Annotated in this window: 24 protein-coding genes; 8 read left to right on the top strand and 16 right to left on the bottom strand. The window is 73.0% G+C overall.

Annotated features, from left to right (window positions below; all coding sequences use genetic code 11):
• Positions 1-77 precede the first annotated feature (77 nt).
• The 7 genes from FHE66_RS03095 to FHE66_RS03060 form a co-directional block, all read right to left on the bottom strand.
• Complete coding sequence (locus FHE66_RS03095; protein ID WP_139071529.1) at positions 78-536, bottom strand: cytochrome c oxidase subunit 4; 459 nt, start codon at positions 534-536, stop codon at positions 78-80.
• Positions 536-2,353: a cytochrome c oxidase subunit I gene (gene ctaD / locus FHE66_RS03090; RefSeq protein WP_139071528.1), complete on the bottom strand. Its 1,818-nt coding sequence runs from the start codon at positions 2,351-2,353 to the stop codon at positions 536-538. The genes FHE66_RS03095 and ctaD overlap by 1 nt, the downstream gene beginning before the upstream one ends.
• Positions 2,353-3,171, bottom strand: a complete 819-nt coding sequence (gene coxB, locus FHE66_RS03085) for a cytochrome c oxidase subunit II (RefSeq protein ID WP_230976377.1) — start codon at positions 3,169-3,171, stop codon at positions 2,353-2,355. The genes ctaD and coxB overlap by 1 nt, the downstream gene beginning before the upstream one ends.
• Before the next feature lie 230 nt (positions 3,172-3,401).
• Complete coding sequence (gene erpA, locus FHE66_RS03075; RefSeq protein WP_139071526.1) at positions 3,402-3,764, bottom strand: iron-sulfur cluster insertion protein ErpA; 363 nt, start codon at positions 3,762-3,764, stop codon at positions 3,402-3,404.
• A gap of 76 nt (positions 3,765-3,840) precedes the next feature.
• The gene (locus tag FHE66_RS03070; RefSeq protein WP_139071525.1) at positions 3,841-5,013 is read right to left on the bottom strand and encodes a glycerate kinase; all 1,173 of its coding nucleotides are present in this window, start codon (positions 5,011-5,013) and stop codon (positions 3,841-3,843) included.
• Between the two features lie 67 nt (positions 5,014-5,080).
• Positions 5,081-6,439 carry a dipeptidase gene (locus tag FHE66_RS03065; RefSeq protein ID WP_139071524.1) on the bottom strand — a complete coding sequence of 453 codons (1,359 nt, stop codon included), beginning with the start codon at positions 6,437-6,439 and terminating at the stop codon, positions 5,081-5,083.
• Between the two features lie 38 nt (positions 6,440-6,477).
• On the bottom strand, positions 6,478-7,227 hold the full coding sequence (locus FHE66_RS03060; RefSeq protein WP_139071523.1) for an MBL fold metallo-hydrolase: 750 nt from the start codon (positions 7,225-7,227) through the stop codon (positions 6,478-6,480).
• A 113-nt stretch (positions 7,228-7,340) separates the two neighbouring features.
• Between FHE66_RS03060 and FHE66_RS03055 the strand changes: the two genes are divergently transcribed.
• Both FHE66_RS03055 and FHE66_RS03050 read left to right on the top strand, forming a co-directional pair.
• Positions 7,341-7,925 (top strand): DUF3043 domain-containing protein, encoded by a 585-nt coding sequence (locus FHE66_RS03055; protein WP_139071522.1) that lies wholly within the window; start codon positions 7,341-7,343, stop codon positions 7,923-7,925.
• Positions 7,922-8,944 (top strand): quinone-dependent dihydroorotate dehydrogenase, encoded by a 1,023-nt coding sequence (locus tag FHE66_RS03050; protein WP_218013601.1) that lies wholly within the window; start codon positions 7,922-7,924, stop codon positions 8,942-8,944. The genes FHE66_RS03055 and FHE66_RS03050 overlap by 4 nt, the downstream gene beginning before the upstream one ends.
• A gap of 1 nt (position 8,945) precedes the next feature.
• Here FHE66_RS03050 and FHE66_RS03045 read toward each other — a convergent pair whose 3' ends face one another.
• Both FHE66_RS03045 and FHE66_RS03040 read right to left on the bottom strand, forming a co-directional pair.
• Positions 8,946-9,401, bottom strand: a complete 456-nt coding sequence (locus tag FHE66_RS03045) for a hypothetical protein (protein ID WP_139071520.1) — start codon at positions 9,399-9,401, stop codon at positions 8,946-8,948.
• Entirely contained in the window at positions 9,398-9,751 is a 354-nt protein-coding gene (locus FHE66_RS03040; protein WP_139071519.1) for a hypothetical protein, read from the bottom strand. Before FHE66_RS03040 ends, FHE66_RS03045 begins: the two co-directional genes overlap by 4 nt.
• A gap of 85 nt (positions 9,752-9,836) precedes the next feature.
• Here FHE66_RS03040 and FHE66_RS03035 point away from each other — a divergent pair, with 85 nt between their 5' ends.
• Positions 9,837-11,315, top strand: coding sequence for a leucyl aminopeptidase (locus tag FHE66_RS03035; RefSeq protein ID WP_139071518.1), 1,479 nt, complete (start codon positions 9,837-9,839; stop codon positions 11,313-11,315).
• Between the two features lie 73 nt (positions 11,316-11,388).
• Here FHE66_RS03035 and FHE66_RS03030 read toward each other — a convergent pair whose 3' ends face one another.
• On the bottom strand, positions 11,389-11,715 hold the full coding sequence (locus tag FHE66_RS03030; RefSeq protein ID WP_139071517.1) for an oxidoreductase: 327 nt from the start codon (positions 11,713-11,715) through the stop codon (positions 11,389-11,391).
• A 137-nt stretch (positions 11,716-11,852) separates the two neighbouring features.
• On the opposite strand from FHE66_RS03030, the gene lpdA reads away from it, so the two are divergent.
• Positions 11,853-13,235, top strand: coding sequence for a dihydrolipoyl dehydrogenase (gene lpdA / locus FHE66_RS03025; RefSeq protein WP_230976378.1), 1,383 nt, complete (start codon positions 11,853-11,855; stop codon positions 13,233-13,235).
• A gap of 27 nt (positions 13,236-13,262) precedes the next feature.
• On the top strand, positions 13,263-15,074 hold the full coding sequence (gene sucB / locus FHE66_RS03020) for a 2-oxoglutarate dehydrogenase, E2 component, dihydrolipoamide succinyltransferase (RefSeq protein WP_139071515.1): 1,812 nt from the start codon (positions 13,263-13,265) through the stop codon (positions 15,072-15,074).
• A 51-nt stretch (positions 15,075-15,125) separates the two neighbouring features.
• Here the strand turns inward: sucB and FHE66_RS15965 are convergent, their stop codons facing one another.
• Positions 15,126-16,598 carry a protein kinase gene (locus tag FHE66_RS15965; RefSeq protein ID WP_304364096.1) on the bottom strand — a complete coding sequence of 491 codons (1,473 nt, stop codon included), beginning with the start codon at positions 16,596-16,598 and terminating at the stop codon, positions 15,126-15,128.
• Positions 16,599-16,712: 114 nt separating this feature from the next.
• On the opposite strand from FHE66_RS15965, the gene FHE66_RS03010 reads away from it, so the two are divergent.
• From FHE66_RS03010 to glnA, 3 genes are all read left to right on the top strand, one after another.
• On the top strand, positions 16,713-17,438 hold the full coding sequence (locus tag FHE66_RS03010) for a DUF4191 domain-containing protein (protein WP_139071513.1): 726 nt from the start codon (positions 16,713-16,715) through the stop codon (positions 17,436-17,438).
• 8 nt (positions 17,439-17,446) lie between these two features.
• Complete coding sequence (locus FHE66_RS03005) at positions 17,447-17,815, top strand: RDD family protein (RefSeq protein ID WP_139071644.1); 369 nt, start codon at positions 17,447-17,449, stop codon at positions 17,813-17,815.
• Positions 17,816-17,923: 108 nt separating this feature from the next.
• Positions 17,924-19,348 carry a type I glutamate--ammonia ligase gene (gene glnA, locus FHE66_RS03000; RefSeq protein WP_139071512.1) on the top strand — a complete coding sequence of 475 codons (1,425 nt, stop codon included), beginning with the start codon at positions 17,924-17,926 and terminating at the stop codon, positions 19,346-19,348.
• A gap of 45 nt (positions 19,349-19,393) precedes the next feature.
• Here the strand turns inward: glnA and FHE66_RS02995 are convergent, their stop codons facing one another.
• From FHE66_RS02995 to FHE66_RS02975, 5 genes are all read right to left on the bottom strand, one after another.
• Positions 19,394-19,909 (bottom strand): metallophosphoesterase, encoded by a 516-nt coding sequence (locus FHE66_RS02995; RefSeq protein WP_139071511.1) that lies wholly within the window; start codon positions 19,907-19,909, stop codon positions 19,394-19,396.
• A gap of 9 nt (positions 19,910-19,918) precedes the next feature.
• A complete protein-coding gene (locus FHE66_RS02990; protein ID WP_139071510.1) occupies positions 19,919-20,518 on the bottom strand; it encodes a GNAT family N-acetyltransferase in 600 nt (199 codons plus the stop codon).
• A gap of 97 nt (positions 20,519-20,615) precedes the next feature.
• Positions 20,616-21,287, bottom strand: coding sequence for a histidine phosphatase family protein (locus FHE66_RS02985; RefSeq protein ID WP_139071509.1), 672 nt, complete (start codon positions 21,285-21,287; stop codon positions 20,616-20,618).
• A 224-nt stretch (positions 21,288-21,511) separates the two neighbouring features.
• Positions 21,512-24,637 (bottom strand): bifunctional [glutamine synthetase] adenylyltransferase/[glutamine synthetase]-adenylyl-L-tyrosine phosphorylase, encoded by a 3,126-nt coding sequence (locus FHE66_RS02980; RefSeq protein WP_139071508.1) that lies wholly within the window; start codon positions 24,635-24,637, stop codon positions 21,512-21,514.
• A gap of 7 nt (positions 24,638-24,644) precedes the next feature.
• Positions 24,645-25,435: glutamine synthetase family protein (locus FHE66_RS02975; RefSeq protein ID WP_176554621.1), on the bottom strand; the 791-nt coding region annotated here is incomplete at its 5' end.

Genomic DNA, 25,435 nt, shown 5'->3' with positions numbered 1-25,435 from the left:
CGGGTGGGGGTGGAACGACCGATCCCGCCCTCCGCGGGTGCGGGGGACGGGATCCGGGTCGTGCTGGAGGAGCTGCGTCAGTGGGCGTGCTGGCCGCGGGAGAACTCGTAGGTGTGTCCGACGAGGCCGACGGCGCCGATCAGGACGCCGATGAACAGCAGCCACCAGCCGATCGCGAGGCTGGCGAAGCACACCGCCGCGGCGAAGCCGAGGACGAGCGGCCACCACGAGTGCGGGGAGAAGACGCCCATCTCACCGGCGTGGTCGGCGACGTCGCTGGTCGGGTCGTCCTCCGGCCGCGGGTCGACCCGGCTGGCGAGGAGGAACAGGTAGAGGCCGGAGAGGCCGTACAGACCCACGAGGAGGAACAGGGCGACCGTGCCGACGGGCTCCCAGCCGCTCCAGAACCCGTAGATCAGCGCCATCGGGAGGAAGAAGATCATCCCGGCGGAGAAGGTCCACTTCTCGACGGTCAGCGGCTTGGGGTCGGCGGCCGAGGGCTCCCCCGGCGCGCGGTCGTGCTCGTCGTGTGCCATCAGGCCTTGCCCTTCTCGTCGTCGTCCTCACGCTCGAGCGTGGCGGTGGTGCTCCCCGCGCGCTCGGACTGTGCTGCCTGCGGGTCCGGGCCGCCGGTGCGCTGGGCGTCGCCCAGCACCTGCTCGAGGATGCCCTGGTCGGGAACGGCGGCCTGGTCCATCGCGGCGACCTCCGGGTGGTGCAGGTCGAACGCGGGACGCTCGGACCGGATCCGGGGCAGGGAGGTGAAGTTGTGCCGCGGGGGCGGGCAGCTCGTCGCCCACTCCAGGGAGTTCCCGAAGCCCCACGGGTCGTCGACGAAGACCGTGCGCGGCCCGCGCGAGGTCACGTAGACGTTCCACAGGAAGGGCAGCGTGGACAGCGTGAGCAGCACGGCGCCGATGGTCGACACCTGGTTCATCGTGGTGAGGCCGTCCTCGACCATGTAGTCGGCGTAGCGACGCGGCATGCCCTGGGCGCCCAGCCAGTGCTGGATGAGGAACGTGCCGTGGAACCCGAAGAAGAGCATCCAGAAGTGGACCTTGCCGAGACGCTCGTTGAGCATCCGGCCGGTCATCTTGGGCCACCAGAAGTAGAAGCCGGCGAACATCGCGAACACCACGGTCCCGAAGACGGTGTAGTGGAAGTGCGCGACGACGAAGTAGGAGTCGTGGACCTGGAAGTCCAGCGCCGGGCTGGCGAGGATGACGCCGGTGACGCCACCGAAGAGGAACGTCGCCATGAAGCCGATCGCCCAGAGCATCGGCGTCTGGAACGTGAGCTTGCCGCGCCACATCGTGCCGATCCAGTTGAAGAACTTCACGCCGGTCGGCACCGCGATGAGCATGGTCATGAGGGCGAAGAAGTTCAGCGCCACGCCACCGGTCGTGTACATGTGGTGGGCCCACACGGTCATCGACAGGGCGGCGATGGCGATGGTCGCGAAGACCAGGCCCTTGTAGCCGAAGAGCGGCTTGCGGGAGAAGACCGGCAGGACCTCGCTGACGATGCCGAAGAACGGCAGCGCGATGACGTAGACCTCGGGGTGCCCGAAGAACCAGAACAGGTGCTGCCACAGCAGCGCGCCGCCGCTCTCCGGGTTGAAGATCTGGCCGCCGAGGATCCGGTCGTAGGCCAGGCCGAAGAGGGCCGCGGCGAGCACCGGGAAGGCCATGAGCACGAGCAGCGAGGTGATGAGGATGTTCCAGGTGAACACCGGCATCCGGAACATCGTCATGCCGGGCATGCGCATGGTGATGATCGTGGCGATGAAGTTCACCGCGCCGAAGATCGTGCCGAAACCGGTGAGCGCGATGCCCACGACCCACAGGTCGCCACCGAGTCCCGGGCTGAACGGCTCGAGCGACAGCGGCGTGTAGGCGGTCCAGCCGAAGCTCGCGGCACCCTTCGGGGTGAGGAAGCCGGCGACGGCGATGAGCCCACCGAAGGTGAACAGCCAGTAGCTGAACATGTTCAGGCGCGGGAAGGCGACGTCCGGCGCACCGATCTGCAGGGGCACGAACACGTTGCCGAAACCGGTGAACAGCGGCGTCGCGAAGAGGAACAGCATGATCGTGCCGTGCATGGTGAAGAACTGGTTGTACTGCTCCTTGGACTGGAACAGCGCCATGCCGGGCTCGAAGAGCTCCAGTCGCATCGCCAGCGCGAGCAGACCGCCGATGATGAAGAAGACGAAGGCGGTGATGAGGTAGAGGTACCCGATGACCTTGTGGTCGGTGGAGGTCACCCAGCTGACCACCGTGCGGCCCAGGCTCTGACGGTCGGGCCGCAGGCCGGGGACGAGCTTCGGCTGTGCCTCGTTCGTGGTCGTCGCCATCAGTTGTTTCCCGTCCCGTCCTGCAGGTATCCGCGCTGGTCGTACACGCGGTTGTACTCCGCGCCGCGCTCACCGACGAAGCCGGCCTCGCGCAGGGCGTCCATCTCGGCGTCGTAGGTCTCGCGGTCGACGACCTCGACGTTGAAGAGCATCTCGGAGTGGAACTCACCGCACAGCTCGGCGCACTTGCCCTGGTAGCTGCCGATCTCCTGCGGCGTCACCTGGAAGACGTTCGTGTTCCCGGGGATCATGTCGATCTTGAAGAGGAAGGCGGGGATCCAGAAGGAGTGGATGACGTCCCGGGAGTCGACGATGAACTCCACGGTCTCCCCGACCGGCAGGTAGAGCGTCGGCAGGGTCTCCTCCACGCCCTCCTCACCGGTGAGCTGGACGCGGCCGCCCTCGTAGTACACGCCGTCGGTGAGGTAGTTGAAGTCCCAGCTCCACTGCTTGCCGTAGGCCTGGATCTGCAGGTCCGGCTCGGCGGAGGTCTCGGTGAAGTCCTCCGTGACCTGCACCGTGTAGAAGTACAGCACCCCGATCATGAGGATCGGCACGACGGTGTACATGAGCTCGAGCGGGATGTGGTACCGCAGCTGGACGGGCAGCGCGTTGTCGTTCTTGCGCTTCCGGTAGGCGATGACGCACCAGATGAGCAGGCCCCACACGAGGACGGCGACGGCGAGGGCAGCCACCCACGCGCCGTTCCAGTGGTTGATCATCGACTCGGTCTTGTCGGTCAGCCCGGGCCGGGACGGGAGGAACCCGTTCTCCGGAGCTCCGAGCTCGGCACAACCAGCGAGGGTGAGGGCCGCCACAAGACCCAGGGCTACCAGTCGCCAACCGCGGGGCGAGCGGTTACCGGTGGACGGTGATCGCACGTGAAAACCTTCCGACATGACGCGTTTTAGGGCATTTCAGACAGGACCAACGTCCCGACCGCCACCCTACCGCGAACGCCGCCCTTGGACGCCAAACGGCCCGCCGGGCGCGTGGCGCGCACACCCCGGTCGGGCCGTCTCGGGCGCCGGTGGACCGGCGCGGTCTGTCAGTGGAAGGAGTCGCCGCAGGCGCAGGAGCCGACGGCGTTCGGGTTGTCGATCGTGAAGCCCTGCTTCTCGATCGTGTCGGCGAAGTCGATCGTCGCGCCGGACAGGTACGGGACGCTCATCTTGTCCACGATGACCTCGACGCCACCGAAGTCGCGGACGGCGTCGCCGTCGAGGACCCGCTCGTCGAAGTACAGCTGGTAGATGAGGCCGGAGCAGCCGCCGGGCTGCACGGCGATGCGCAGCCGCAGGTCGTCGCGTCCCTCCTGGGCGAGGAGCGTCTTGACCTTCTGCGCTGCGACGTCCGTGAGTTCGACCTCGTGGGTCGCGGCGTCGGTGGACGTGGTGGCCGTCTCGCTCATGTGCTTGATCTCCGCAGGTGGGTGTCAGGTACAACTGGTTCAACCACGAGGGATCCGCGGTTGTTCCCAGTCAACACTACGCTCCGCGTGCCCAGGTGCGAGCCAGACGAAAGGCCCATTCCGCCAGCGTGTCGAGGTCGGCCGGACCGGTCTCGTACGTCCCGCTGACACCGGCCCGGGCAACCTCCCGCCGGGAGGTGTGGACCTCCTCGGCGAGGACGACGACGGGCAGCCCGAGCTCCATCGCGGTCCGCCCGACGGTCGCGACGACGGAGAAGTCGAGCGCGCGGGCGTCCAGGACGGGCGCCCCGGTGAGCACGAGGTCGGCGTCGGCGACCTCCTCGGCCAGCCCCACGGCGGAGGCGACGACGTCCGGTCCGGGCAGCAGCCGCGCGCCGAGGACGGAGAGGGCGTAGGCCGCCCCTCCCCCGGTGCCGGTCCCGTCGGCGCGCCCGGGGCGGGCGGCGCCCCCGCCCCCGTGGGAGTGCCCGGCGTGGGAGTCGCCGGCGTGGGCGTGCCCGTGGGCGACCGCGGGAGCCGGCAGCAGCGAGGTGCGCCTGGGCAGCGCCCGGGCGCTGCGGTCGAGGCGTGCGACGAGCTCGCCGAGGGCGGTGTCCAGCCGCTGGGCGTGCTCGGGACCGATCCGCTCGCCGAGCAGTGCGCCGGCGCCGTGCAGCCCGAGCAGCGGCACCTGGGAGGCTGCGGCGACGACGACGTCCGCGCCGTCGAGCGCGGCGTGCGCGGCGGCGACGACGGGCTCGTCGAGGTCGGCGTCCTCCGGCACGCCGGCGAGGGCGCGGACCAGGCCCGCACCGCCGTCGTGGGTGGCGGCCTCCCCCAGGCCGACGACGACGCGACCGGCGCCGAGCTCACGGGCGGTGAGCAGCAGCTCACCGAGGCCGGCGCTGCTGCCGCTCTCGGCGTGACGCAGCTCCTGCCCGGGGGGAGTGAGCTGGCGCCCCAGCACCTGGGAGCCCTCGACGTAGACGGTCCCCCCGGCGTCGCCGGACACGTGGAGGAGGCTCGCGGGCACCGGTTCCCCGAGCGGGCCGCGGACCGTGACGGAGACGAGCCGCCCGCCGCGCGCGGCGTGGACGGCCTCGAGCAGGCCCGCGGTGCCGTCGGACATCGGCACGAGCCGCACGGTGTCGTCCGGCGAGGTGCGCAGCCAGCCGCGTTCGAGCGCGCCGGCCACGTGCAGGGCGCTGAGGGCGCCGGTGAAGCGGTCCGGGCTCACGAGGAGGCGCACGCGCGTCCCTCCCTGCTCGGGCGTGCCGCAGCGCCCCGCCGGCGGTGCCGACGGGTGGCGGGGTGGGTCACAGCGTGTCGGCCAGGCGGGCGAGGAGGAGTGCCTCGGCGAGGACGACCTTCTCCAGCTCCCCGAGGTGGACCGACTCGTCCTCGGAGTGGGCGCGGGAGTCCGGGTCCTCCACGCCGGTGACGAGGATCGCCGCGTCGGGGTAGACCTCGGCGAGGTCGGCGATGAACGGGATCGACCCGCCGACGCCGAGGTCGACCGGGTCGGTGCCCCACGCCGTCGCGAACGCCCACCGGGCCGCCTGCATGACCGGGGAGTCCTCCGGCGCCTGGAAGGCCTGGCCGGTCTCCCCCGGCAGGACCTCGACCCGGGCGCCGAAGGGCGCGTTCGCCACGAGGTGGTCGTGCAGGGCGCGCTCGGCGGCCGCCGGGTCCTGTCCCGGTGCGATGCGCATGGAGAGCTTGGCGCGGGCCGAGGGGATGATCGTGTTGGAGGCGTGGTCGACGCTCGTCGCGTCGAGCCCGATCACCGACAGTGCCGGCTTGGTCCACAGCCGCGCGGCGAGCGGGCCGGTGCCGGCGAGGCGGACGCCGTCGAGCACGCCGGCGTCGGCGCGCACGTCCTCCTCGGGGTAGTCGACGTCGGCGTGGTCGCTGGCGACGAGCCCGGCCACGGCGACGTTCCCGTCCTCGTCGTGGAGGGTGGCGATGAGCCGGGACATGAGCGTGAGCGCGTCGAGGACCGGCCCGCCGAACATGCCGGAGTGCACGGCGTGGTCGAGGACGGACAGCTCGACCGTGCAGTCGACGAGGCCGCGCAGGGAGGTCGTGAGGCCGGGGACACCGACCTTCCAGTTCGTGGAGTCCGCGACGACGATGACGTCGGCCGCGAGCCGGTCGCGGTAGGTCTCGAGGAAGGTGCGGAAGGTCGGGGAGCCGACCTCCTCCTCCCCCTCGCTGAAGACGGTGACGCCGACGCCGAGCTCGTCCCCGAGGACGCGCAGCGCACCGACGTGGGCCATGATCCCGGCCTTGTCGTCGGCGGCGCCGCGGCCGTAGAGCCGCTCCCCCCGCTGGGTGGGCTCGAAGGGCGGGGAGGACCAGCCGGCGGCCTCACCCGGGGGCTGGACGTCGTGGTGGGCGTAGAGCAGCACGGTCGGGGCCCCGGGCGGGCCGGGCTTGTGCGCGAGGACCGCGGGCGCGCCGGCGCGCCCGTCGGGGCCGGTGACGCGGACGACCTCCACCTCGGGCATCCCCGCGCCGCGGAAGAGCTCGGCCACGGCGGCGGCGCTGTCCTCCAGGTGCTGGGGGTCGAAGGCGGGCGCCGAGATGCTGGGGATGCGCACGAGCGACTCGAGGTCGCTGCGGATCCGGGGGAACTCGGCGGCGGTACGGGCGGTGAGGTCCTCGATGGTCACAGGGAGAGCCTAACCGCGTACCCCCTGCGGCCGCCGGGTCAGGCGGGTCCCGCGGCCCGGGCGAGCTCGACGGCGAGCCGCGCGCCCTGCGTCCACGGCTCGCCGTGACCGGGGAGCACGGTGCGTGCGCCGGTGGCGGCGACCGCGTCCAGGGTGGCGAGGTTGAGGGCCGAGTCGGCCGTCGCCGCGCCCGCGACGATCCGCGGACCGGTCGCCCCGGTGTACGGGTCGAGCGTGACGAGCGCGTCGCCGGTGAGAACGACGTCACGGTCGGGCAGGTGCAGCGCCACGTGCCCCCACGTGTGCCCGGGGGTGGGCAGGACGTACGGTCGGCCGGGCACGTCGAGGACCTTGCCGGTCTCCAGCACCCGCGCCGCCCGGGTGCCCCTCACCCGCAGCGCCCCGGACAGGGCCATCCGCAGGAGGATCGGCACGGCGGCCGGGTGGGCGAGCGGGTAGGTCGCCCGCGGGTTCTCGTGGGCGTAGCGGTAGGGGTGGGTGGCGAGCTCGTGCTCCTCCGCGGTCGCCCACACCGGCACCTCGAACCGGTCCTGCAGCCGGCGGGCCACCCCGACGTGGTCGAAGTGCGCGTGGGTGAGGACGAGGGCGCGCAGGTCGCTCGGGCGGTGCCCGAGGAGGCGCAGCGCGTACCCGAGCGGGTACCAGACCCGGGGCAGGCCGGCGTCGACGAGCGTGACGCCGTCGTCGTCCTCGACGAGGTAGCAGTTGACGTAGGAGTGGGAGACGAGGTGCACGCCGGGCGCGACCTCGCGGACGGTGGCGCTCATGCCGGAGCCTTTCCAGGGTGGTCGGTCTCACATCCTCACGCGGGGCGTGACGGCGCGCACGCGGGCCGGAAGGCCGCACCCTCGGGGCATGGGCGTCGACTACCCTCTAGTGCGTGATCGGACGCAGCAAGAAGCAGACCCCGCCGCCGGCCCCCGCGCCCGAGGAGCAGCCCGCGGTGGGCAAGGGACGCCCCACGCCCAAGCGCAAGGAGGCGCAGGCCCGCAACCAGCGTCCGCTCGTCCCCACGGACCGCAAGCTCGCCAAGCAGGAGGCGCGTCGGCGCCGCAACGAGCTGTACGCCAAGCAGCAGGAGGCGATGCGCACGGGCGACGATCGCTACCTCCCCGCGCGGGACAAGGGCCCGGTGCGCCGCTGGGTGCGCGACTACGTCGACGCGCACTTCAGCCCGAGCGAGTACTTCCTGCCGCTCGCGATGGCCTCGATCGTCCTGCTGTTCTTCGCCACCCGGTTCCCCGACGTCGCGATCATCGGCATGGCCGTGATGTACATCGCCTTCGGCATCGCCCTCGCGTTCGCCATCGGCTACTCGGTCATCATCAAGCGCAAGCTCAAGGCCCGTTTCGGCGAGGACCAGATCCCGCGGTTCACCGGCATCTACGCCTTCTCCCGGCTCTTCCAGCCGCGTTTCCTGCGCGCGCCCAAGCCCCAGGTGCGGCGCGGCGAGAAGATCGCCTGACGGTGCTCTACGGCCTGCTCTTCCGCACCGTCCTCGTCCGTACCGATCCGGAGCGGGCCCACGAGCTCGCGCTCGGGCTCATCCGTGGTGTCGCCGCCACGCCGGGCCTGTCGCACGCCGTCCGCGCCACGCTCGGCCGGCGCCCCCGCCGGCGCGTGCACACCCCGCTCGGCCGGCCGGTGCCCGGCGTCCTCGGCCTGGCGGCCGGCATGGACAAGAACGCCGCGACCGTCCTCGGGATGGACATGCTCGGCTTCGGGCACGTCGAGGTCGGCACGGTCACGGCCCACCCGCAGCCGGGCAACGACCGCCCGCGGCTGTGGCGCCACCCGCAGGAGCACGCGCTCGTCAACCGGATGGGCTTCAACAACGAGGGCGCCCACGCCGCCGCCGAGCGGCTGCGCCGGCTGCGCTCCACGCGCCGCGGCCGGGGCGTCGTCGTCGGCGTGAACATCGGCAAGTCGCGGGTCACCCCGGTCGAGGACGCCGTCGAGGACTACGCGACGAGCGCGCGCCTGCTCGCCCGCTGGGCCGACTACCTCACGGTCAACGTCTCCTCCCCCAACACCCCCGGGCTGCGTGACCTGCAGGCCGTCGACGCGCTGCGGCCCATCCTCGAGGCCGTCCAGCGCGAGGCCGACGCCGCCGCGGACCGCCGCGTGCCCGTCCTCGTCAAGGTCGCCCCCGACCTCAGCGACGACGACGTCGCCGCGGTGGCTGATCTCGTCAACGCCACCGGCCTGGCCGGCGTCGTCGCGACGAACACGACGATCGCCCACGAGCACGGCCCGGGCGGCCTGTCCGGGCGCCCGTTGCACACCCGCGCGGTCCAGGTCGTGCGGCTGCTGCGCGAGCGGCTGGGTCCCGACGCCGTCGTCATCGGCGTCGGGGGCATCGAGGACGCCGCGGGCGCCCGCCGCATGCTCGCGGCGGGGGCCGACCTCCTCCAGGCCTACACGGCGTTCGTCTACAACGGGCCCGCGTGGCCCGGAGCCCTCAACCGCGAGCTCGCGCGCTGAGTCAGTGGCTCTCGCTGGCCCGGGCGACCCGCCCGGGGCTGGAGCGCCACAGCCAGAACAGGCCGAGCGCCGGGAGCACGAGCGGGACGAAGCCGTACCCGCTGCCGAAGTGGGACCAGACGGTGTCGCGCGGGAAGAGCTCGGGGGTGAGGAAGCTCAGCGTCCCGACGACGAGGACGCCGAGCATCTCGATGCTCACCGCCACCCACGCCATGCGTCGCATCCGCCGGCCGTTGTGCGCCAGGGCGACGGCGGCGACGACGTAGACGACCGCCGCGAACCCCGACAGCCCGTAGGCCAGGGGTGCCTCGGCGGCGTCCCGGACGAGCTGGACGCTCGCCCGCGCCGTCGCGGCCAGCGCGAAGATCACGTAGACGGCGACGACGAGCAGGCCCGCCCCGCGCGCCGGGGGGCGGTCGTCGGTCGCCGGGGCCGTGCGCAACGGTTCCTGGCTCATGCCTGCCACAACTGCCACATCCGCAGCTCCATGATGATGACGGTGACGGCCGCGACCGTCAGGACGACCGAGCTCCACCGCGTGCGCTCGACGAAAGCGACGACGGCGGCCCCGGGAAGGATGAGAAGGGCGACGAGGAGGTAGCCCCAGAGCGTCACCGGGTCGGTGAGCTCCGTGCCCCCGAGCTGGTGGGCCGCCAGGACGAAGCCCTGGACGATCAGCGCCACCTCGACGACCCCGCCGGCGATGAGCTGACGGAGGACGACGGGACGGTTCGCGATCGTGAAGCCCAGAGCCCACAGGCCGAGCACGGCGGCGAGCACCGAGACGATGAGGACGACGGGAAGCACCGCGACATCGTAGCCGCGGGCGAGCAGGACCCTGGTCCCCCCGGGCGCCACCCCCACCCGTTCCGTGACGGATACCATCGGGAGCGTGACTGAACTGACGCTGACCACGAAGAACGTTGCACGCATCCCGGCCGACGCCGTCGTCGTCGCCGTCGGCCGACGGGACGGACAGCCCCTGCTCGTGCCCGGAGCGGCGCTGCCGTCGGCGGTGACCTCCACGCTGACGACGCTCCTGCCCGCGCTCGGCGTGAGCGGCAAGGCCGACGAGGTCGTCCGCGTCGCCGTCGGCAAGGAGCTCGCAGCCACCGTCGTCGTGCTCACCGGCGTCGGTGAGGTCGGCGAGGACGGCCCGACCCTGGAGACCCTGCGCCGTGCCGCCGGCGCCGCGACCCGCAGCCTCGCGGGCACCGCCGACGTCGCCCTCGCCCTGCCCGCCGACACCGCCGAGCGGGTCGGCGCCGTCGCCGAGGGCGCCCTGCTCGGCACCTACAGCTACGACCGCTACCGCACCGAGCACCGCGCGCCGGTGGCCCGCCTCGAGCTCGTCACCGACCTCGCCCGCTCCAAGGAGGCCAAGGCCGCCCACGCCCGCGCCGTCGTCGTGGCGGAGGCCGTCGCCGGGGTCCGCGACCTCGTCAACGCCTCCCCCGCCGACCTGTACCCCGAGTCCTTCGCCGAGGAGGCGGCCGCCGCCGCGAAGGGCACCAAGGTCAAGGTCAAGGTGCTCGACGAGAAGGCGCTCCTCGCCGGCGGCTACGGCGGCCTGATCGGCGTCGGTCAGGGCTCCCAGCGCCCGCCGCGGCTCGTCAGGGTCAGCTACTCCCCCGTCCGCGCGAAGGCCCACATCGGCCTCGTCGGCAAGGGCATCACGTTCGACTCCGGCGGCCTGTCCATCAAGCCCGCCAAGGGCATGGAGACGATGAAGATGGACATGGCCGGCGCCGCCACCGTGCTCCACGCCGTCATGGCCGCCGCCGCGCTCGACCTGCCCGTCAAGGTGACCGGCTGGCTCGCGCTCGCCGAGAACATGCCCTCCGGCAGCGCCCAGCGCCCCTCGGACGTCATCACGATCCGCGGCGGGAAGACGGTCGAGGTGCTCAACACCGACGCCGAGGGCCGCCTCGTCATGGCCGACGCCCTCGTCGCCGCCGGCGAGGAGAACCCGGACGTCATCGTCGACATCGCCACGCTCACCGGCGCCCAGATGGTCGCGCTCGGCTCGCAGGTCGGCGCCGTCATGGGCACCGAGGACGTGCGCGAGGAGGTCATCGCCGCAGCCGGTGCCGCCGGGGAGGACTTCTGGCCGATGCCGCTGCCCGCCGAGCTCGCCGAGTCCATGAAGTCGCAGGTCGCCGACATCGCCAACATGGGCGACCGGTTCGGCGGCATGCTCGTCGCGGGCCTGTTCCTCAAGGAGTTCGTCGGCGCGACGCCGTGGGCGCACCTCGACATCGCCGGGCCGGCGTTCAACGAGGGCAAGCCGCGCGGCTACACCCCCGAGGGCGGCACGGGCACCGGGCTGCGCACCCTGCTCACCTTCCTCGAGCGCGCCGCCACCCGCTGACGCGACCACGCACGGCCGAGCCCGTCCCCGCCGACCACGCCCCTCGGGGCCGTCGCGGGGGCGGGCTCGCGTGCTACTTGCGGCGCTGGGCGGCGCTCCAGCGCCGCATGCTCGACGGGTAGCCGGTGAGGTTGACGTCGTAGACCGGGATCTCCAGCTCGCGGGCCAGCGCCCAGGCGGCCTTCTGGTCCGGGATGCGCCGGCGCGTCCACTCCCCCGTGCGGGCGACGAGGACCATCGTCGTCGGGTCGTTCGCCGTCGGGGGCTCGATGTAGGCCTCGACGCCGGCGCGCGTGGCGACGAAGTCACGGAAGTGCGCCGTGACCTCCGCGCGGCGCTGCGCGGGCGAGACGTCGGGCACGGACGAGCCCGTCGTCCGTCGTCGTGGGAACAGCCGCATGGCCCCAGCGTACGGCTCTCCGCTGTGACCCGACGGACACCGTGTCCGGTGGTCCCCACACCTCCGGCGATGACAAGATGGGACTCAAGGCCTGGGTGTCGTGCCCGGGCTCCCGTTCCCCGCTCGAGGAGAAGTTTGTGACCGCCAGCCCTGAAGACAACGTCTACGACCTGGTCATCCTGGGAGCTGGAAGCGGAGGCTACGCGGCTGCGCTGCGCGGCGCCCAGCTCGGCCTGTCCATCGCCCTCATCGAGGCCGACAAGCTCGGTGGCACCTGCCTGCACCGCGGCTGCATCCCCACCAAGGCCCTGCTCCACAGCGCCGAGGTCGCCGACACGATCCACGAGAGCGCCGCGGTCGGCGTCAACAGCTCCTTCCAGGGCATCGACATGGCCACGGTCAACAGCTACAAGGACGCCGTCGTCGGGCGCCTGTACAAGGGCCTCCAGGGCCTGGTGAAGGCCGGCAAGATCGACTACATCACCGGCTGGGGCCGCCTCACCGCGAAGGACACCGTCGAGGTCGACGGCACCCCCTACCGCGGGCGCAACGTGCTGCTCGCCTCCGGCTCCTACGCCCGCTCGCTGCCCGGCCTGGAGATCGGCGGCCGCGTCATCACGAGCGAGCAGGCCCTCCAGCTCGAGTCCGTCCCGAAGAGCGTCATCGTCCTCGGCGGCGGCGTCATCGGCGTGGAGTTCGCCTCCGTGTGGAAGTCCTTCGGGGCCGACGTGACGATCATCGAGGCGCTGCCCAACCTCGTGCCGAACGAGGACGTGGCGCTGTCCAAGGCCCTCGAGCGCGCCTTCCGCAAGCGGAAGATCGCCTTCCACACCGGCACCCGCTTCTCCGGCGTCAAGCAGACCGACTCCGGCGTCGTCGTCTCCACCGAGGACGGCAAGACCCTCGAGGCCGACCTCCTGCTCGTCGCCGTCGGCCGCGGCCCGGCGACCGCCAACCTCGGCTACGAGGAGCAGGGCGTGCCCATGGAGCGCGGCTTCGTCCTCACCAACGAGCGCCTCCACACCGGCGTCGCCAACATCTACGCCGTCGGCGACATCGTCCCCGGCCTGCAGCTCGCCCACCGCGGCTTCCAGCAGGGCATCTTCGTCGCCGAGGAGATCGCCGGCCTCAACCCGCCGGCGATCGTCGAGTCCGGCATCCCGCGCGTGACCTACTGCGAGCCCGAGGTCGCCTCCGTCGGCCTCACCGAGGCGCAGGCCAAGGAGCAGCACGGCGAGGTCGAGACCGTCGAGTTCAACCTGGCCGGCAACGGCAAGAGCCAGATCCTCAAGACCACCGGCTTCGTCAAGCTCGTCCGGCAGAAGGACGGCCCCATCGTCGGGGTGCACATGATCGGCGCCCGCGTCGGTGAGCTCATCGGCGAGGGCCAGCTCATGGTCAACTGGGAGGCCTACCCTGAGGACGTCGCCTCCCTCGTCCACGCCCACCCGACGCAGAACGAGGCCATCGGCGAGGCGGCGCTCGCGCTCGCCGGCAAGCCGCTGCACTCCCACAACTGATCCCTCGATCCAAGGAGACACCAGGTCATGTCCGACTCCGTGCAGATGCCCGCCCTGGGCGAGTCCGTCACCGAGGGAACCGTCACCCGCTGGCTGAAGAACGAGGGGGACCGCGTCGAGGTCGACGAGCCCCTGCTCGAGGTGTCGACCGACAAGGTCGACACCGAGGTGCCCTCGCCGTTCGCCGGCGTGCTGGAGAAGATCCTCGTCCAGGAGGACGAGACGGTCGACGTCGGCACCGAGCTCGCCGTCATCGGCTCCGGTGAGGGTGGCGGCGACGCCGCCCCGGCCGAGGCCGAGCAGCCCGCCGCGCAGGAGGAGCAGCCCGCCGAGCCCGAGCAGCAGGAGCAGCCCGCGCAGGACGAGCAGCCCTCCGAGCAGGAGGTCGCCCAGGAGGCCAAGTCGCAGGCCTCCTCCGGCTCCTCCGGCTCCGGTGAGGGCCAGGCCGTGCAGATGCCGGCCCTCGGCGAGTCCGTCACCGAGGGCACCGTCACCCGCTGGCTCAAGAGCGAGGGTGAGCAGGTCGAGGTGGACGAGCCGCTGCTCGAGGTCTCGACCGACAAGGTCGACACCGAGGTGCCCTCGCCCTACGCCGGCGTGCTGAGCAAGATCCTCGTCCAGGAGGACGAGACCGTCGACGTCGGCACCGACCTCGCCATCATCGGCGGGGAGTCCGGCGGCTCGGACTCCGGTGAGTCGGCTCCGGCCGCGGAGGAGACCCCGCAGGCCGAGCAGCAGCAGACCGAGGAGCCGTCCGAGGAGCGCGCCGAGCAGCACCAGGACGCAGCGACCTCGACGGCTCCCGCCGAGGAGGCCGCCCCGCAGGCCGAGCCCGAGCAGCCGAAGGCCCCGGCGCAGGAGGCGTCCACCACCCCGGCGCCCTCGCGCCCGAGCGCTGCCGAGACGGCGAAGGCGTCCTACGTGACGCCGATCGTCCGCAAGCTCGCCAAGGAGAAGGGGGTCGACCTCGACTCCCTCCAGGGCACCGGCGTCGGCGGACGTGTCCGCAAGGAGGACGTCCTCGCCGCCGCGGAGAAGGCTGCCCAGGCCGCCGCCCCCGCCGCCGCTGCCGCGCCGTCGTCCGCCCCCAAGGCGCCGACGACCGTCCCGGAGGTCTCCCCGCTGCGCGGCACCACCGAGAAGATGTCGCGCCTGCGCAAGGTCATCGCCAAGCGCATGGTCGAGTCCCTCGACACCTCCGCCCAGCTCACCACGGTCATCGAGGTGGACGTCACGCGGATCGCCAAGCTCCGCGCCCGGGCGAAGAACAGCTTCCAGGAGCGGGAGGGCGTCAAGCTCACCTACCTGCCGTTCTTCATCAAGGCCGCCACCGAGGCGCTCAAGGCCCACCCGGCCCTCAACGCCTCGATCGACGGCGACCAGGTCGTCTACCACGGCGAGGAGAACATCGGCATCGCGGTCGACACCCCGCGCGGCCTGCTCGTCCCGGTGATCAAGGAGGCCGGCGACCTCACGATCGCGGGCATCTCCAAGCGGGTCGCCGACCTCGCCGCCCGCACGCGGGACAACAAGGTCAAGCCGGACGAGCTCGGTGGCTCGACGTTCACCATCACGAACCTCGGCTCCAACGGCGCCCTGTTCGACACCCCGATCATCAACCAGCCCGAGGTCGCGATCCTCGGCGTGGGCGCGATCGTCAAGCGTCCCGTCGTCGTCACCGACACCGACGGCAACGAGACGATCGGCATCCGCTCCATGGTCTACCTGCCCCTCACCTACGACCACCGCCTGGTCGACGGTGCGGACGCGGGCCGCTTCATGCAGACGATCAAGAAGCGTCTGGAGGAGGGCGCCTTCGAGGCCGAGCTCGGTCTCTGAGTCCCCCTTCCCCGACGGGGCCCGCACCACTGGTGCGGGCCCCGTCGCCGTTCACGGGCACGGCTCGGTGCGCAGGATGCGCCACTGCCCGGAGTCGGCGGTGAGGACGAGCCTGGTGCAGCGGGGCTCCTGCGCCGCGACGTCGACCGTCGCCCCGCCGACCCGTCGCTCGTGGGGGTGCTGGACGAGGACGGCGTCCAGGGCCGTGCCCCCGGGCGCCGGGGTCACGTGCTCCACGGCGACGACCTCGGTGCGCAGGTCCTCCAGGGTGGTCGCGCTGCCCTCGAGCAGGTCGAGGAGCGCCTCGTCCTCCTGGGCGGCGGGACCGCCCGGCACGGTGGTGGCCGCCAGGGCCCCGGTGTCGCCCTGGACGAGGGCACGGTCCCGGCGGGCGACCAGGTCGGTGAGGGCGTCGGTGACCGGTGCCGTGGCGGGCGGCGCGGAGGAGCGGTGCCCGTAGCCGCCGCCTCTCTCCCCCGGCGCGGACCAGACGACGACGCCGATGAGCAGGCCGAGCGCCCCGAGCACGGCCCCCGCACGCGGCCAGGGCGAGATGTGGCTGCGGCGGCCTGCGTGCCGTGCCTGCGGCGTCCGCCGGGCCTCCCGTCCGTCGGTCACCTGCTGCCCACCCGTCCGGCTGCGGCGGGCGGGGACTGCCCGACCGGCTCCCGCAGGCATCGTCCGGGCTGCGGCGCGGGCGCGACGGCGGGTGTCCGGGCGCCGCCGGGTGGGCGCGGCGTCGTCACGCATCCGCGCCTGGGCGAGGACGGCGGCAGGCGGGAGGCGGACCGGCTCGGCAGCGGCGATCTCGGGCGCGCGGCTGGCGAGGTCCCGGGCGGCGGGACGGCGGGAGGGATCGGCGTCCAGCGCGCCGGCGAGGAGCTCCGGCAGCCGAGGGCCCGCGGACCCGCCGGCGGCCGCGAGCACGAGCCGCGCGAGGGCCCACACGTCCCCAGGTGCCCCGGCCGCGCCGCGCCGGTCCCGCTCGGGTGGGACGAACCCGGGCGTCCCGAGCTCCGGAGCGGCGCGGCCCGCGAGGTCGACCAGCACCGGGACGCCGTCGCCGCTGACGACGACGTTCGCGGGCGACACGTCGCCGTGGACGACACCACGCTCGTGCAGGTGCCCGAGCCCGCTGCCCACCGCGGAGAGCAGGGCCGCGAGCTCGGGCGGGTCCAGCGAGCCGCGGGCGGCGAGGACGGTCGCGAGCGTGGGCCCGGGCACGCGGTCGCTCACCACCGCGCACCGCCCGCCGTCCAGCGGGAGGACCTGGCGGACCCGCGCGAGGTGCGGATGGGTCCCGTGCCGCAGGGCCGCGAGCCGCCGCAGCTGCGCGGTGCCCGCCGCGCCCTCGGGCAGCGACAGCACGCTGACGACGACGTCACGCCCGCCGCCGTCGCGCGCCGCCCACACCGCCCCGCCGGCGCCGTGCCCGACCGGCCCGTGCAGCGCGAGCCCGGCCACCTCGGGGGCACGCACGGTCCCCGCCGCGGCAGGGGCCGGGACCGGCCGTCGTCGTGCCATGGGCACACCCAAGCGCATCGGGCGGCGGCCCGCTGCGCTCATCCACAGGTCCCGTGACGCAGTCGACGCGGGACGCCACTGAGGACCCCTCGGGGGCCGGTAGGATTGACGATCATGGCCCTGAGACGACAGAAGAAGGACGCCGCCGAGGGCGTCGCGCCGAAGCCGAAGAAGAAGCGCTGGTACCACCAGCTGTGGGAAGTCTTCCAGATGACCCGCGAGGCGCAGCCCTCGATCACCTGGTGGCTCCTCGGCTCGTTCTTCGGGATCCTCGCGCTGGGCGTGGCGATCGGCTTCGCCGTCGGCCACCCCGTCTACGTCACGCTGCTCAGCCTCCCGGTCGCGCTCATCGTCGTCATGATGCTGCTGTCGCGGCGCGCCGAGCGCGCCGCCTACTCGCGCATCGAGGGCACCCCCGGCGCCGCCGGCTCGGCGCTCGGGACCATCCGGCGCGGCTGGAACATCGAGGAGCAGCCGGTCGCGGTCGACCCGCGCACCCAGGACGTCGTCTTCCGCGCCGTCGGGCGCCCGGGCGTCGTGCTCATCGGCGAGGGCCCGAGCCACCGCGTGCAGCGGCTCCTGGAGAGTGAGAAGCGCAAGGTCGCGCGCGTCGCGCCGAACGTCACCGTGCACCTCATCCAGGTCGGCCGGGAGGAGGGCCAGGTCCCGCTCCCCAAGCTCACGAAGAAGATCCAGCGCCTCAAGCCGACCCTGACCAAGGCCGAGGTGGCCGCCGTCGCCAAGCGTCTGCGCGCCCTGCAGTCCTCCCGCCCCCCGATCCCCAAGGGCGTGGACCCGATGCGGGCGCGCCCCGACCGCAAGGGCATGCGCGGACGCTGAGCGTGACCATGACCCGCGCCGGGCTCGGCCGCCGCGTCGTCGCCCTCGCCGTCGACTGGGCCATCGCGAACGCGATCTCCGCCGGCTTCCTCGACAACGACCCCCTGGCGACCCTCGGCGTGTTCGCGGTCATGACCTGGCTGCTGCTCGCCACCCGGGGCGCGACCATCGGTCACACCCTCCTCGGCCTGCAGGTCTGCACGGTCGACGGCGGGCCGGTGAGCCCGCTGCAGGCGCTCATCCGGACCGTGAGCCTGTGCGTCGTCGTCCCCGCCGTCGTGTGGGGTCTGGACGGGCGAGGTCTGCACGACGTCTGGGCCGGGACGACGATCGTCCGACGCTGGGCCCTCCGCACACCGTCGTCGACATCTGCGTAACATGCCGGACACATTCGGGTGACCCCGGCGAAACGCGGCACCGTTAGCGTCCTGGACGTCGGGACCGCCGAGGTCCAGCAACAATCCCCCACGCAAGAGGAGCGGTCGATGTTCAAGAACGCCGAGGAGGCCATCGCCTTCACTCGCGAGGAGGACGTCAAGTTCGTCGACGTCCGCTTCTGCGACCTGCCGGGTGTCATGCAGCACTTCAACATCCCGGTCGCGGCCTTCACCGAGGACGCCTTCACCGACGGCCTGATGTTCGACGGATCCTCCATCCGCGGCTTCCAGGCCATCCACGAGTCGGACATGAAGCTGATCCCGGACGTCACGAGCGCGTTCGTCGACCCGTTCCGCAAGGAGAAGACGCTCGTCGTCAACTTCTCCATCGTCGACCCCTTCACCGACGAGGCCTACTCCCGCGACCCGCGCAACATCGCCGCCAAGGCGGAGGCGTACCTGCGCAGCACCGGCATCGCCGACACGGTGTACTTCGGCGCCGAGGCCGAGTTCTACATCTTCGACGACGTCCGCTTCGCGACGAACCAGCACTCGAGCTTCTACCACATCAACTCCAACGAGGCCGCGTGGAACACCGGCCGCGAGGAGGAGGGCGGGAACCTCGGGTACAAGACCCGCTACAAGGGCGGCTACTTCCCCGTCTCCCCCAACGACCAGATGGCCGACCTGCGCGACTCCATGGTCACCCTGCTGCAGCAGGTGGGCCTCGAGGTCGAGCGCGCCCACCACGAGGTCGGCACCGCGGGCCAGCAGGAGATCAACTACCGCTTCGACACGCTGCGCGCCGCCGCGGACGACGTCATGAAGTTCAAGTACGTCATCAAGAACGCGGCGTGGGAGGCCGGCAAGACGGCGACCTTCATGCCCAAGCCGATCTTCGGTGACAACGGCTCGGGCATGCACTCCCACCAGAGCCTGTGGAAGGACGGCAAGCCGCTGTTCTTCGACGAGCGCGGCTACGGCGGGCTGTCGGACCTGGCCCGCTGGTACATCGGCGGTCTGCTCAAGCACGCGCCGGCGCTGCTCGCGTTCACCAACCCGTCGGTCAACTCCTTCCACCGCCTCGTGCCGGGCTTCGAGGCGCCGGTCAACCTCGTGTACTCGGCGCGCAACCGCTCCGCGTGCATCCGCATCCCCGTGACGGGCACCTCGCCCAAGGCCAAGCGCATCGAGTTCCGCGTGCCGGACCCGTCCGCGAACCCCTACCTCGCGTTCTCCGCGATGCTCATGGCCGGCATCGACGGCATCCGCAACCGCATCGAGCCGCCGGAGCCGATCGACAAGGACCTCTACGAGCTGCCGCCGGAGGAGCACGCCCAGATCGAGCAGGTGCCGGACTCCCTCCAGGGTGCGCTCCTCGCCCTCGAGGCCGACCACGACTTCCTCACCGAGGGCGACGTGTTCACCCCGGACCTCATCTCGACGTGGATCGAGTACAAGCGCAGCCAGGAGATCGACCCGCTGCGCCTGCGTCCCCACCCGCACGAGTTCGAGCTCTACTTCGACATCTGATCGGGCCGTACAGCCCCCGGCGCGTCCGTCGCGCCGGGGGCTGTGTCATGCCCGGGCGGTGCTCACCCGTGGGGGCAGCCGGTGGATGACGACATCGCGGACCTCACCGCCGTCCAGCGTGAGCGTCATGTAGGTGCAGAACGGCTGGCGGCGCCGGTCGGTCGGGGAGCCGGGGTTGAGCAGGCGCAGGCCGCCGGCCGTCGTGTCCCACGGGATGTGGCTGTGCCCGAAGACGAGCAGGTCGGTGTCCGGGAAGACGGCGCGCATCCGCTCCTCCCGCCCGCGGGCCTGGCCGGTCTCGTGGACGACGGCGATGCGTACGCCCGCGGGCTCGGCCCGTGCCACCTCGGGGAGACGACGGCGCAGCTCGGCGCCGTCGTTGTTGCCCCAGCAGGCGAGCACGGCGGCGGCGCGCTCCTCGAGCTCGTCGAGCAGCTCGGGGACCACCCAGTCCCCGGCGTGGACGACGAGGTCCGCGGCGTCGACCTCCTGCCACACCTGCGTTGGCAGCTCACGGGCCCGTTTCGGGACGTGGGTGTCAGCGAGGAGGAGGACGCGCATCATTCGCGGCTACGCCTGCGTCGCCCCGGCGCGCCACTCCTCGGCGAGGAGCGCGTAGACGAAGGAGTCGAGCCAGCGACCGTCACGGTGGAGGGAGTCGCGGACGGCGTGCGTCTCGCGGCGCATGCCGAGGCGCTCCATGAGGCGCCAGGACGACTCGTTGTCCGCGAAGCAGTTCGCCACCACCCGGCGCAACCCGTGGTCCTCGAAGGCCACGCGCAGCAGCTCGCGGACGGCCTCCGTGGCGTAGCCCCGCCCGGTGTGGGCGGGGTCGAGCGCCCAGCCGACCTCTCCCTGCGTCCCGACCGCCCGGTCCTCGACCTCCGTCTGCCCCCAGCCGTCCTCACGGCGGAGCATGAGGTCCCCGATGACCGGCGCCTGGGGACCGTGGCCGAGCTGGATGACCGCGGTGAACGCCACCCGTGCCGGGTCGCCGAAGTGCGCGCGGTACTCCTCGAGGGGCCCGGGGCGGCTGGTGATCCACTCGTTGACCTCGTCGAGCCGGCGGTAGGCCCAGACCGCGTCGGCGTCCTCGGGGGTCGCAGGGCGCAGGGTGAGCCGCTCGGTGCGCACCGGGCGCAGCAGCGCCGCGGCGGTCTCGACGTTCATGGCACCATCCTGCTGGCGCGTGGCGGCCGGCGCTCCCCTATTTCCCGGGCCGTGCACCCGATCGGGCCCGTGTCACGGCAGGCGACGGGGACGGGCCTCACCGCCCGACCGCGTGCGGCGCCGGCTCGGCGGCCGGTCCGTCGTGCGCCGTGTCCTCCACCCGCTCACCGCCGAGCGGCTCGCCCTCCCACAGGTGGGCCCACCAGCCCTCGCGCGGACTCCCCTCGAGGACGACGACGCCGGTGTTGCTCAGCGGGTTGTACGCCGCGTGCTCCGCGGTGACGTTCTCCGCGCGCACCGCCGTCCAGGACCGGATAACCGCCCCGTGGCTGAACATCACCGCCGTGCCGACACCCTCGGCGTGGGCCTCGGCGACGACGTCGTCGTAGCGCTGCCACACCTCGTGGCCGCTCTCGCCACCCGGCAGGCGCCGGTCGGGGTCCTGCGCCCAGCCGAAGATCGTGCCGACGTAGGCACGGACCGCCTCATCGTCCCCGCGCATCTCCAGGTCACCCGCGCTGATCTCGCGGATCCCGTCGCGCACCCGCAGCTCCAGACCACGCTCGGCGAGCAGCGGCTCGGCCGTCTGCTGGGTGCGCACGAGCGTCGAGGCGTAGACGGCATCGATGCGCTCGTCGGCCAGGGTGCGCGCGACGGCCGCGGCCTGCTCGCGTCCGAGCTCGGTGAGGTGCGCGCCGGGCTCGCCCGTGTCGAGCAGGCCCCCGACGTTCGAGCTGGTCTGTCCGTGACGGATGAGGATGAGTCGCATCGGTCCATCATCGCCCACGGGTGTGACGCCGTGCTCTCGCGGCCCAGCGCGGCTCTCGTGCGGAAGTCGGCTCTCGTGCGGAAGTCCGCTCTCGCGCGCAAGTCGGCTCTCGCGCGCAAGTCGGCTCTCGCGCGCAAGTCGGCTCTCGCGCGCAAGTCGGCTCTCGCGCGGAAGTCGGCTCTCGCGCGCAAGTCGGCTCTCGCGGGGGGCTTGCGGGGGGATGGCTACTCGAAGAAGACGTGCTCGACGACGGCGCGGGCGCGGCGGGTGGTGCGGAGGTAGTCCTCCTCGAGATCGGCGCCGGCGCCCGGGCGATAACCGAGCAGCCGGGCGACGGCGGAGAGCTGGGTGGGGTCGTGCGGCAGGACGTCGACCTTGGCGCCGGTCACCCGCCCGGTGACGAGCGCGATCGCGGCCCGCACCCGGCTCGCCAGCGTCCACGCCGCCCCGAGCTGCTGGGCGTCGCGCCCGGAGAGCAGGTCGGCGTCCCGGGCGGCGCGCAGCGCCTCGAGCGTCCCGGTCACCCGCAGCTCGGGCACCCGCCCGGCGTGCTGGAGCTGGAGGAGCTGGGCGGTCCACTCGACGTCGGACAGTCCCCCGCGGCCGAGCTTGAGCTGCCGGTTCACCGGCACGCCGCGCGGCATCCGCTCGGACTCCACGCGCGCCTTGACCCGGCGCAGCTCGCGCAGCTCGGCATCGCCCAGCCCGTCAGCCGGGTAGCGCAGCGGGTCGACGAGGTCGGTGAAGCGGGCGAGCAGGCCGTCGTCGCCGGCCGCCGGGCGGGCACGCAGCAGCGCCTGGCGCTCCCACGGCTCGGCCCACCGCTCGTAGTACTGGGCGTAGGAGGCGATCGACCGCACGATCGGCCCGTTGCGCCCCTCGGGGCGCAGGGCGGAGTCCACCGGCAGCGCGGGCTCGGGACCGGGGTCGCCGAGGAGTGCGCGCACGTGCCCCGCGACGGCCACGGCGAAGGCCTGCGCGTCACCGTCCCCGACGCCGTCGAGCGGCTCGTGGACGAACAGGACGTCGGCGTCCGAGCCGTACCCCATCTCGCGGCCGCCGAGGCGGCCCATGGCGAGGATCGCGAACCGCACCAGGGGCTCGTCGAGCGAGCGCTCGGCGCACGTGTGACGCAGCGCGACGTCCAGCGCCGTCGTCAGCGCCTGGTCGGCGGCGACGGTGAGGATCGTGTGGTCCCGGTCCCCGATGACGGCGTCGAGGACGTCGCCGATGCCCGCGCGCAGCAGCTCGCGGCGGCGCAGGTAGCGCACGGCGCGCACCGCCTCGGCGGGGTCGCGGCGTCGTGCGACGAGGGCGCGGGCCTCCCGGGCGAGCTGCTCCGGGGCGAGCGGGGTGAGCGCCTCGTCCTCCCCCAGCCACGCCGCCGCCTCGGGCAGCGCCTCGAGCCCCTCGGCGACGTACCGGCTCGTCGCGAGCAGGTAGCTCAGCCGCGGCGCGGCGACCCCGGAGTCGCGCAGCATCTGCAGGTACCAGTGGGTGGAGCCGAGCCGCTCGGAGACCTTGCGGAAGGCGAGCAGGCCGGCGTCGGGGTCGGCGCCACGGGCGAACAGGCCGAGCATCGCGGGCAGGATCTGGCGCTGGATCGCCGCCGTCCGCGAGACGCCGGCGGTGAGCGCGTCGAGGTGGCGCACGGCGCCGGCCGGGTCGCGGTAGCCGATCGCGGCGAGCCGCTCGCGCACGGCTTCGGGCCGCAGCCGGGCGTCCTCGTCGCTGAGCCGGGCGATGAGCGGCAGCATCGGCCGGTAGAAGATGTCCTCGTGGAGGGCGCGCACCTCCCGTCGCACGGCCCGCACCCGCTGCTCGAGGGTCTCCGCGCTGCGCAGACCGCGCTCGGGCAGCGCGCGGGCGAGCCGCCGCAGGTCCGCCTCGCCGCTGGGGATGACGTGGGTGCGGCGCAGCCGGTGGAGCTGCATGCGGTGCTCGAGGACCCGCAGGAACCGGTAGCACTCGTCGAGGCGCTCGGCCGGGTCGCGGCCGATGTAGCCGGTGGCGGCGAGCCGGTCGATGGCCTCGAGCGTGCCGGCCACCCGGATCGACTCCTCGGTACGGCCGTGGACCAGCTGGAGGAGCTGGACGGTGAACTCCACGTCGCGCAGGCCCCCACGACCGAGCTTGAGCTGGCGCTCGGACTCGGCGGGCGGGATCGCGCCCTCGACCCGCCGGCGCATCGCCTGGGAGTCCTCGACGAAGTTCTCCCGCTCGACGGCGGACCACACGAAGGGTGAGACGGCCGCGACGTACTCCGCGCCCAGCGCGGCGTCCCCGGCGACCGGCCGCGCCTTGAGCAGCGCCTGGAACTCCCACGTCTTGGCCCACCGCTCGTAGTACGCGACGTGGGAGGCGACGGTGCGCACGAGCGGGCCGTCCTTGCCCTCCGGGCGCAGGTTCGCGTCCAGCGGCCACAGCGGCGGCTCGGTGCCGACGGCGCCGCACACGTTGCGCGCGACGGCGGCGGCCAGGCGGGTGGCGACCTCGATCGCCTCCTCCTCCGCCACCCCCTCGGCGGGCGCGCCGACGTGGATGACGTCGACGTCGGAGATGTAGTTGAGCTCCCGGCCGCCGGTCTTGCCCATGCCGATGACGGCGAGGCGGGCGCCGCGGCCGTGGTCGGGCAGGTCGGCGCGGGCGACGGCGAGGGCGGCGTCGAGCGCACCGGCGGCGAGGTCGGAGAGCGCGGCGGCCACGAGCGGGAAGGCCTCGTAGGCGTCGGCGCTGGTGAGGTCCGCGGCGGCCACCGCGAGCAGCCGACGGCGGTAGCAGCGGCGCAGGGCCTCGACGCCCTCGACGCCGCTCAGCGTGGCGACCGGCATCGGGTCGGCGGGGTCGGCGCCGACCGCCGTCAGCGCCCGCTCGCGCTCGTCCTCGGGAGTGAGGTCGAGGATGCCCTCGACGTTCTCGTCCACGAGCAGCGCGACGTCCTGCGGCCGGGCGACGAGCATGTCGCCGAGCGCGCTCGAGGCGCCGAGCACGGCGAGCAGGCGGCGGCGGTGGGCGGTGTCACCGGCGAGGAGGTCGACGAGGGCGGACCCGGGCTGTGCAGGATCCGGCTCTCGGCGGGAGGGGGGCGCGGTGCCGGGGGGTGGGGTTCCGGCGGCCGGGGAGGGCGGCTGGGAGCCGGAAGCAGGGCCGGCGGCCTCGACGAGGCGCAGGAGCGTGAGAAGGGCGAGGTCCGGGTCGGCGACCTCGCCGAGCGCGGCGGGCAACGGCGCGCCCGCCCCCTCGGCGCGCGCGACGACCTCGGCCAGCACCGGGTCGGCGAGCAGCCGCTCCGCGCGCCGGGCGTCGGTGAACCCGAGGCGGATGAGCTCCTGCGTGGGGGTCGCGCGCACGGACGCCTCAGATGCCGGGCAGCAGGCTACGCAGCTCGAAGGGGGTCACCTGGGAGCGGTACGCCGTCCACTCCTGGATCTTGTTGCGCACGAAGAACTCGAAGACGTCCTCGCCGAGGGTCTCGGCGACGAGCTCGGAGGACTCCATGACCTCGACGGCCTGCTCGAGGCTGCCGGGCAGCGGCTTGATGCCCATCGCCTTGCGCTCGGAGTCCGACAGGGCCCACACGTTGTCCTCGGCGCCGTCGGGCAGGTCGTAGCCCTCCTCGATGCCCTTGAGGCCGGCCGAGATGAGGACGGCGAAGGCGAGGTAGGGGTTGGCCGCGGAGTCGAGCGCGCGGTACTCGGCGCGGGTCGAGGGACCCTTGTCCGGCTTGTGGCGCGGGACGCGGACGAGCGCGGAGCGGTTGTTGTGGCCCCAGCACACGTAGCTCGGCGCCTCTCCCCCGCCCCACAGCCGCTTGTAGGAGTTGACGTACTGGTTGGTGACGGCCGTGATCTCCGCGGCGTGGTGGAGCAGGCCGGCGATGAAGGACCGCCCGGTGCTCGACAGCTGGTACTGCCCGGCGGGGTCGTAGAAGGCGTTGTGGTCGCCCTCGAAGAGGGAGAAGTGGGTGTGCATGCCCGAGCCGGGCGCCTCGATGAGCGGCTTGGGCATGAAGGTGGCCATGATGCCCTGCTGGAGTGCGACCTCCTTGACCACGGTGCGGAAGGTCATGATGTTGTCCGCGGTGGACAGCGCGTCGGCGTAGCGCAGGTCGATCTCGTTCTGCCCCGGGCCGGCCTCGTGGTGGGAGT

This window comes from Georgenia sp. 311, assembly GCF_006151955.1.
GTDB lineage: Bacteria > Actinomycetota > Actinomycetes > Actinomycetales > Actinomycetaceae > Oceanitalea > Oceanitalea wutianyii.
The sequence above is the reverse complement of the archived record's forward strand: the minus strand, read 5'-3'. Positions and strand labels throughout refer to the sequence as shown.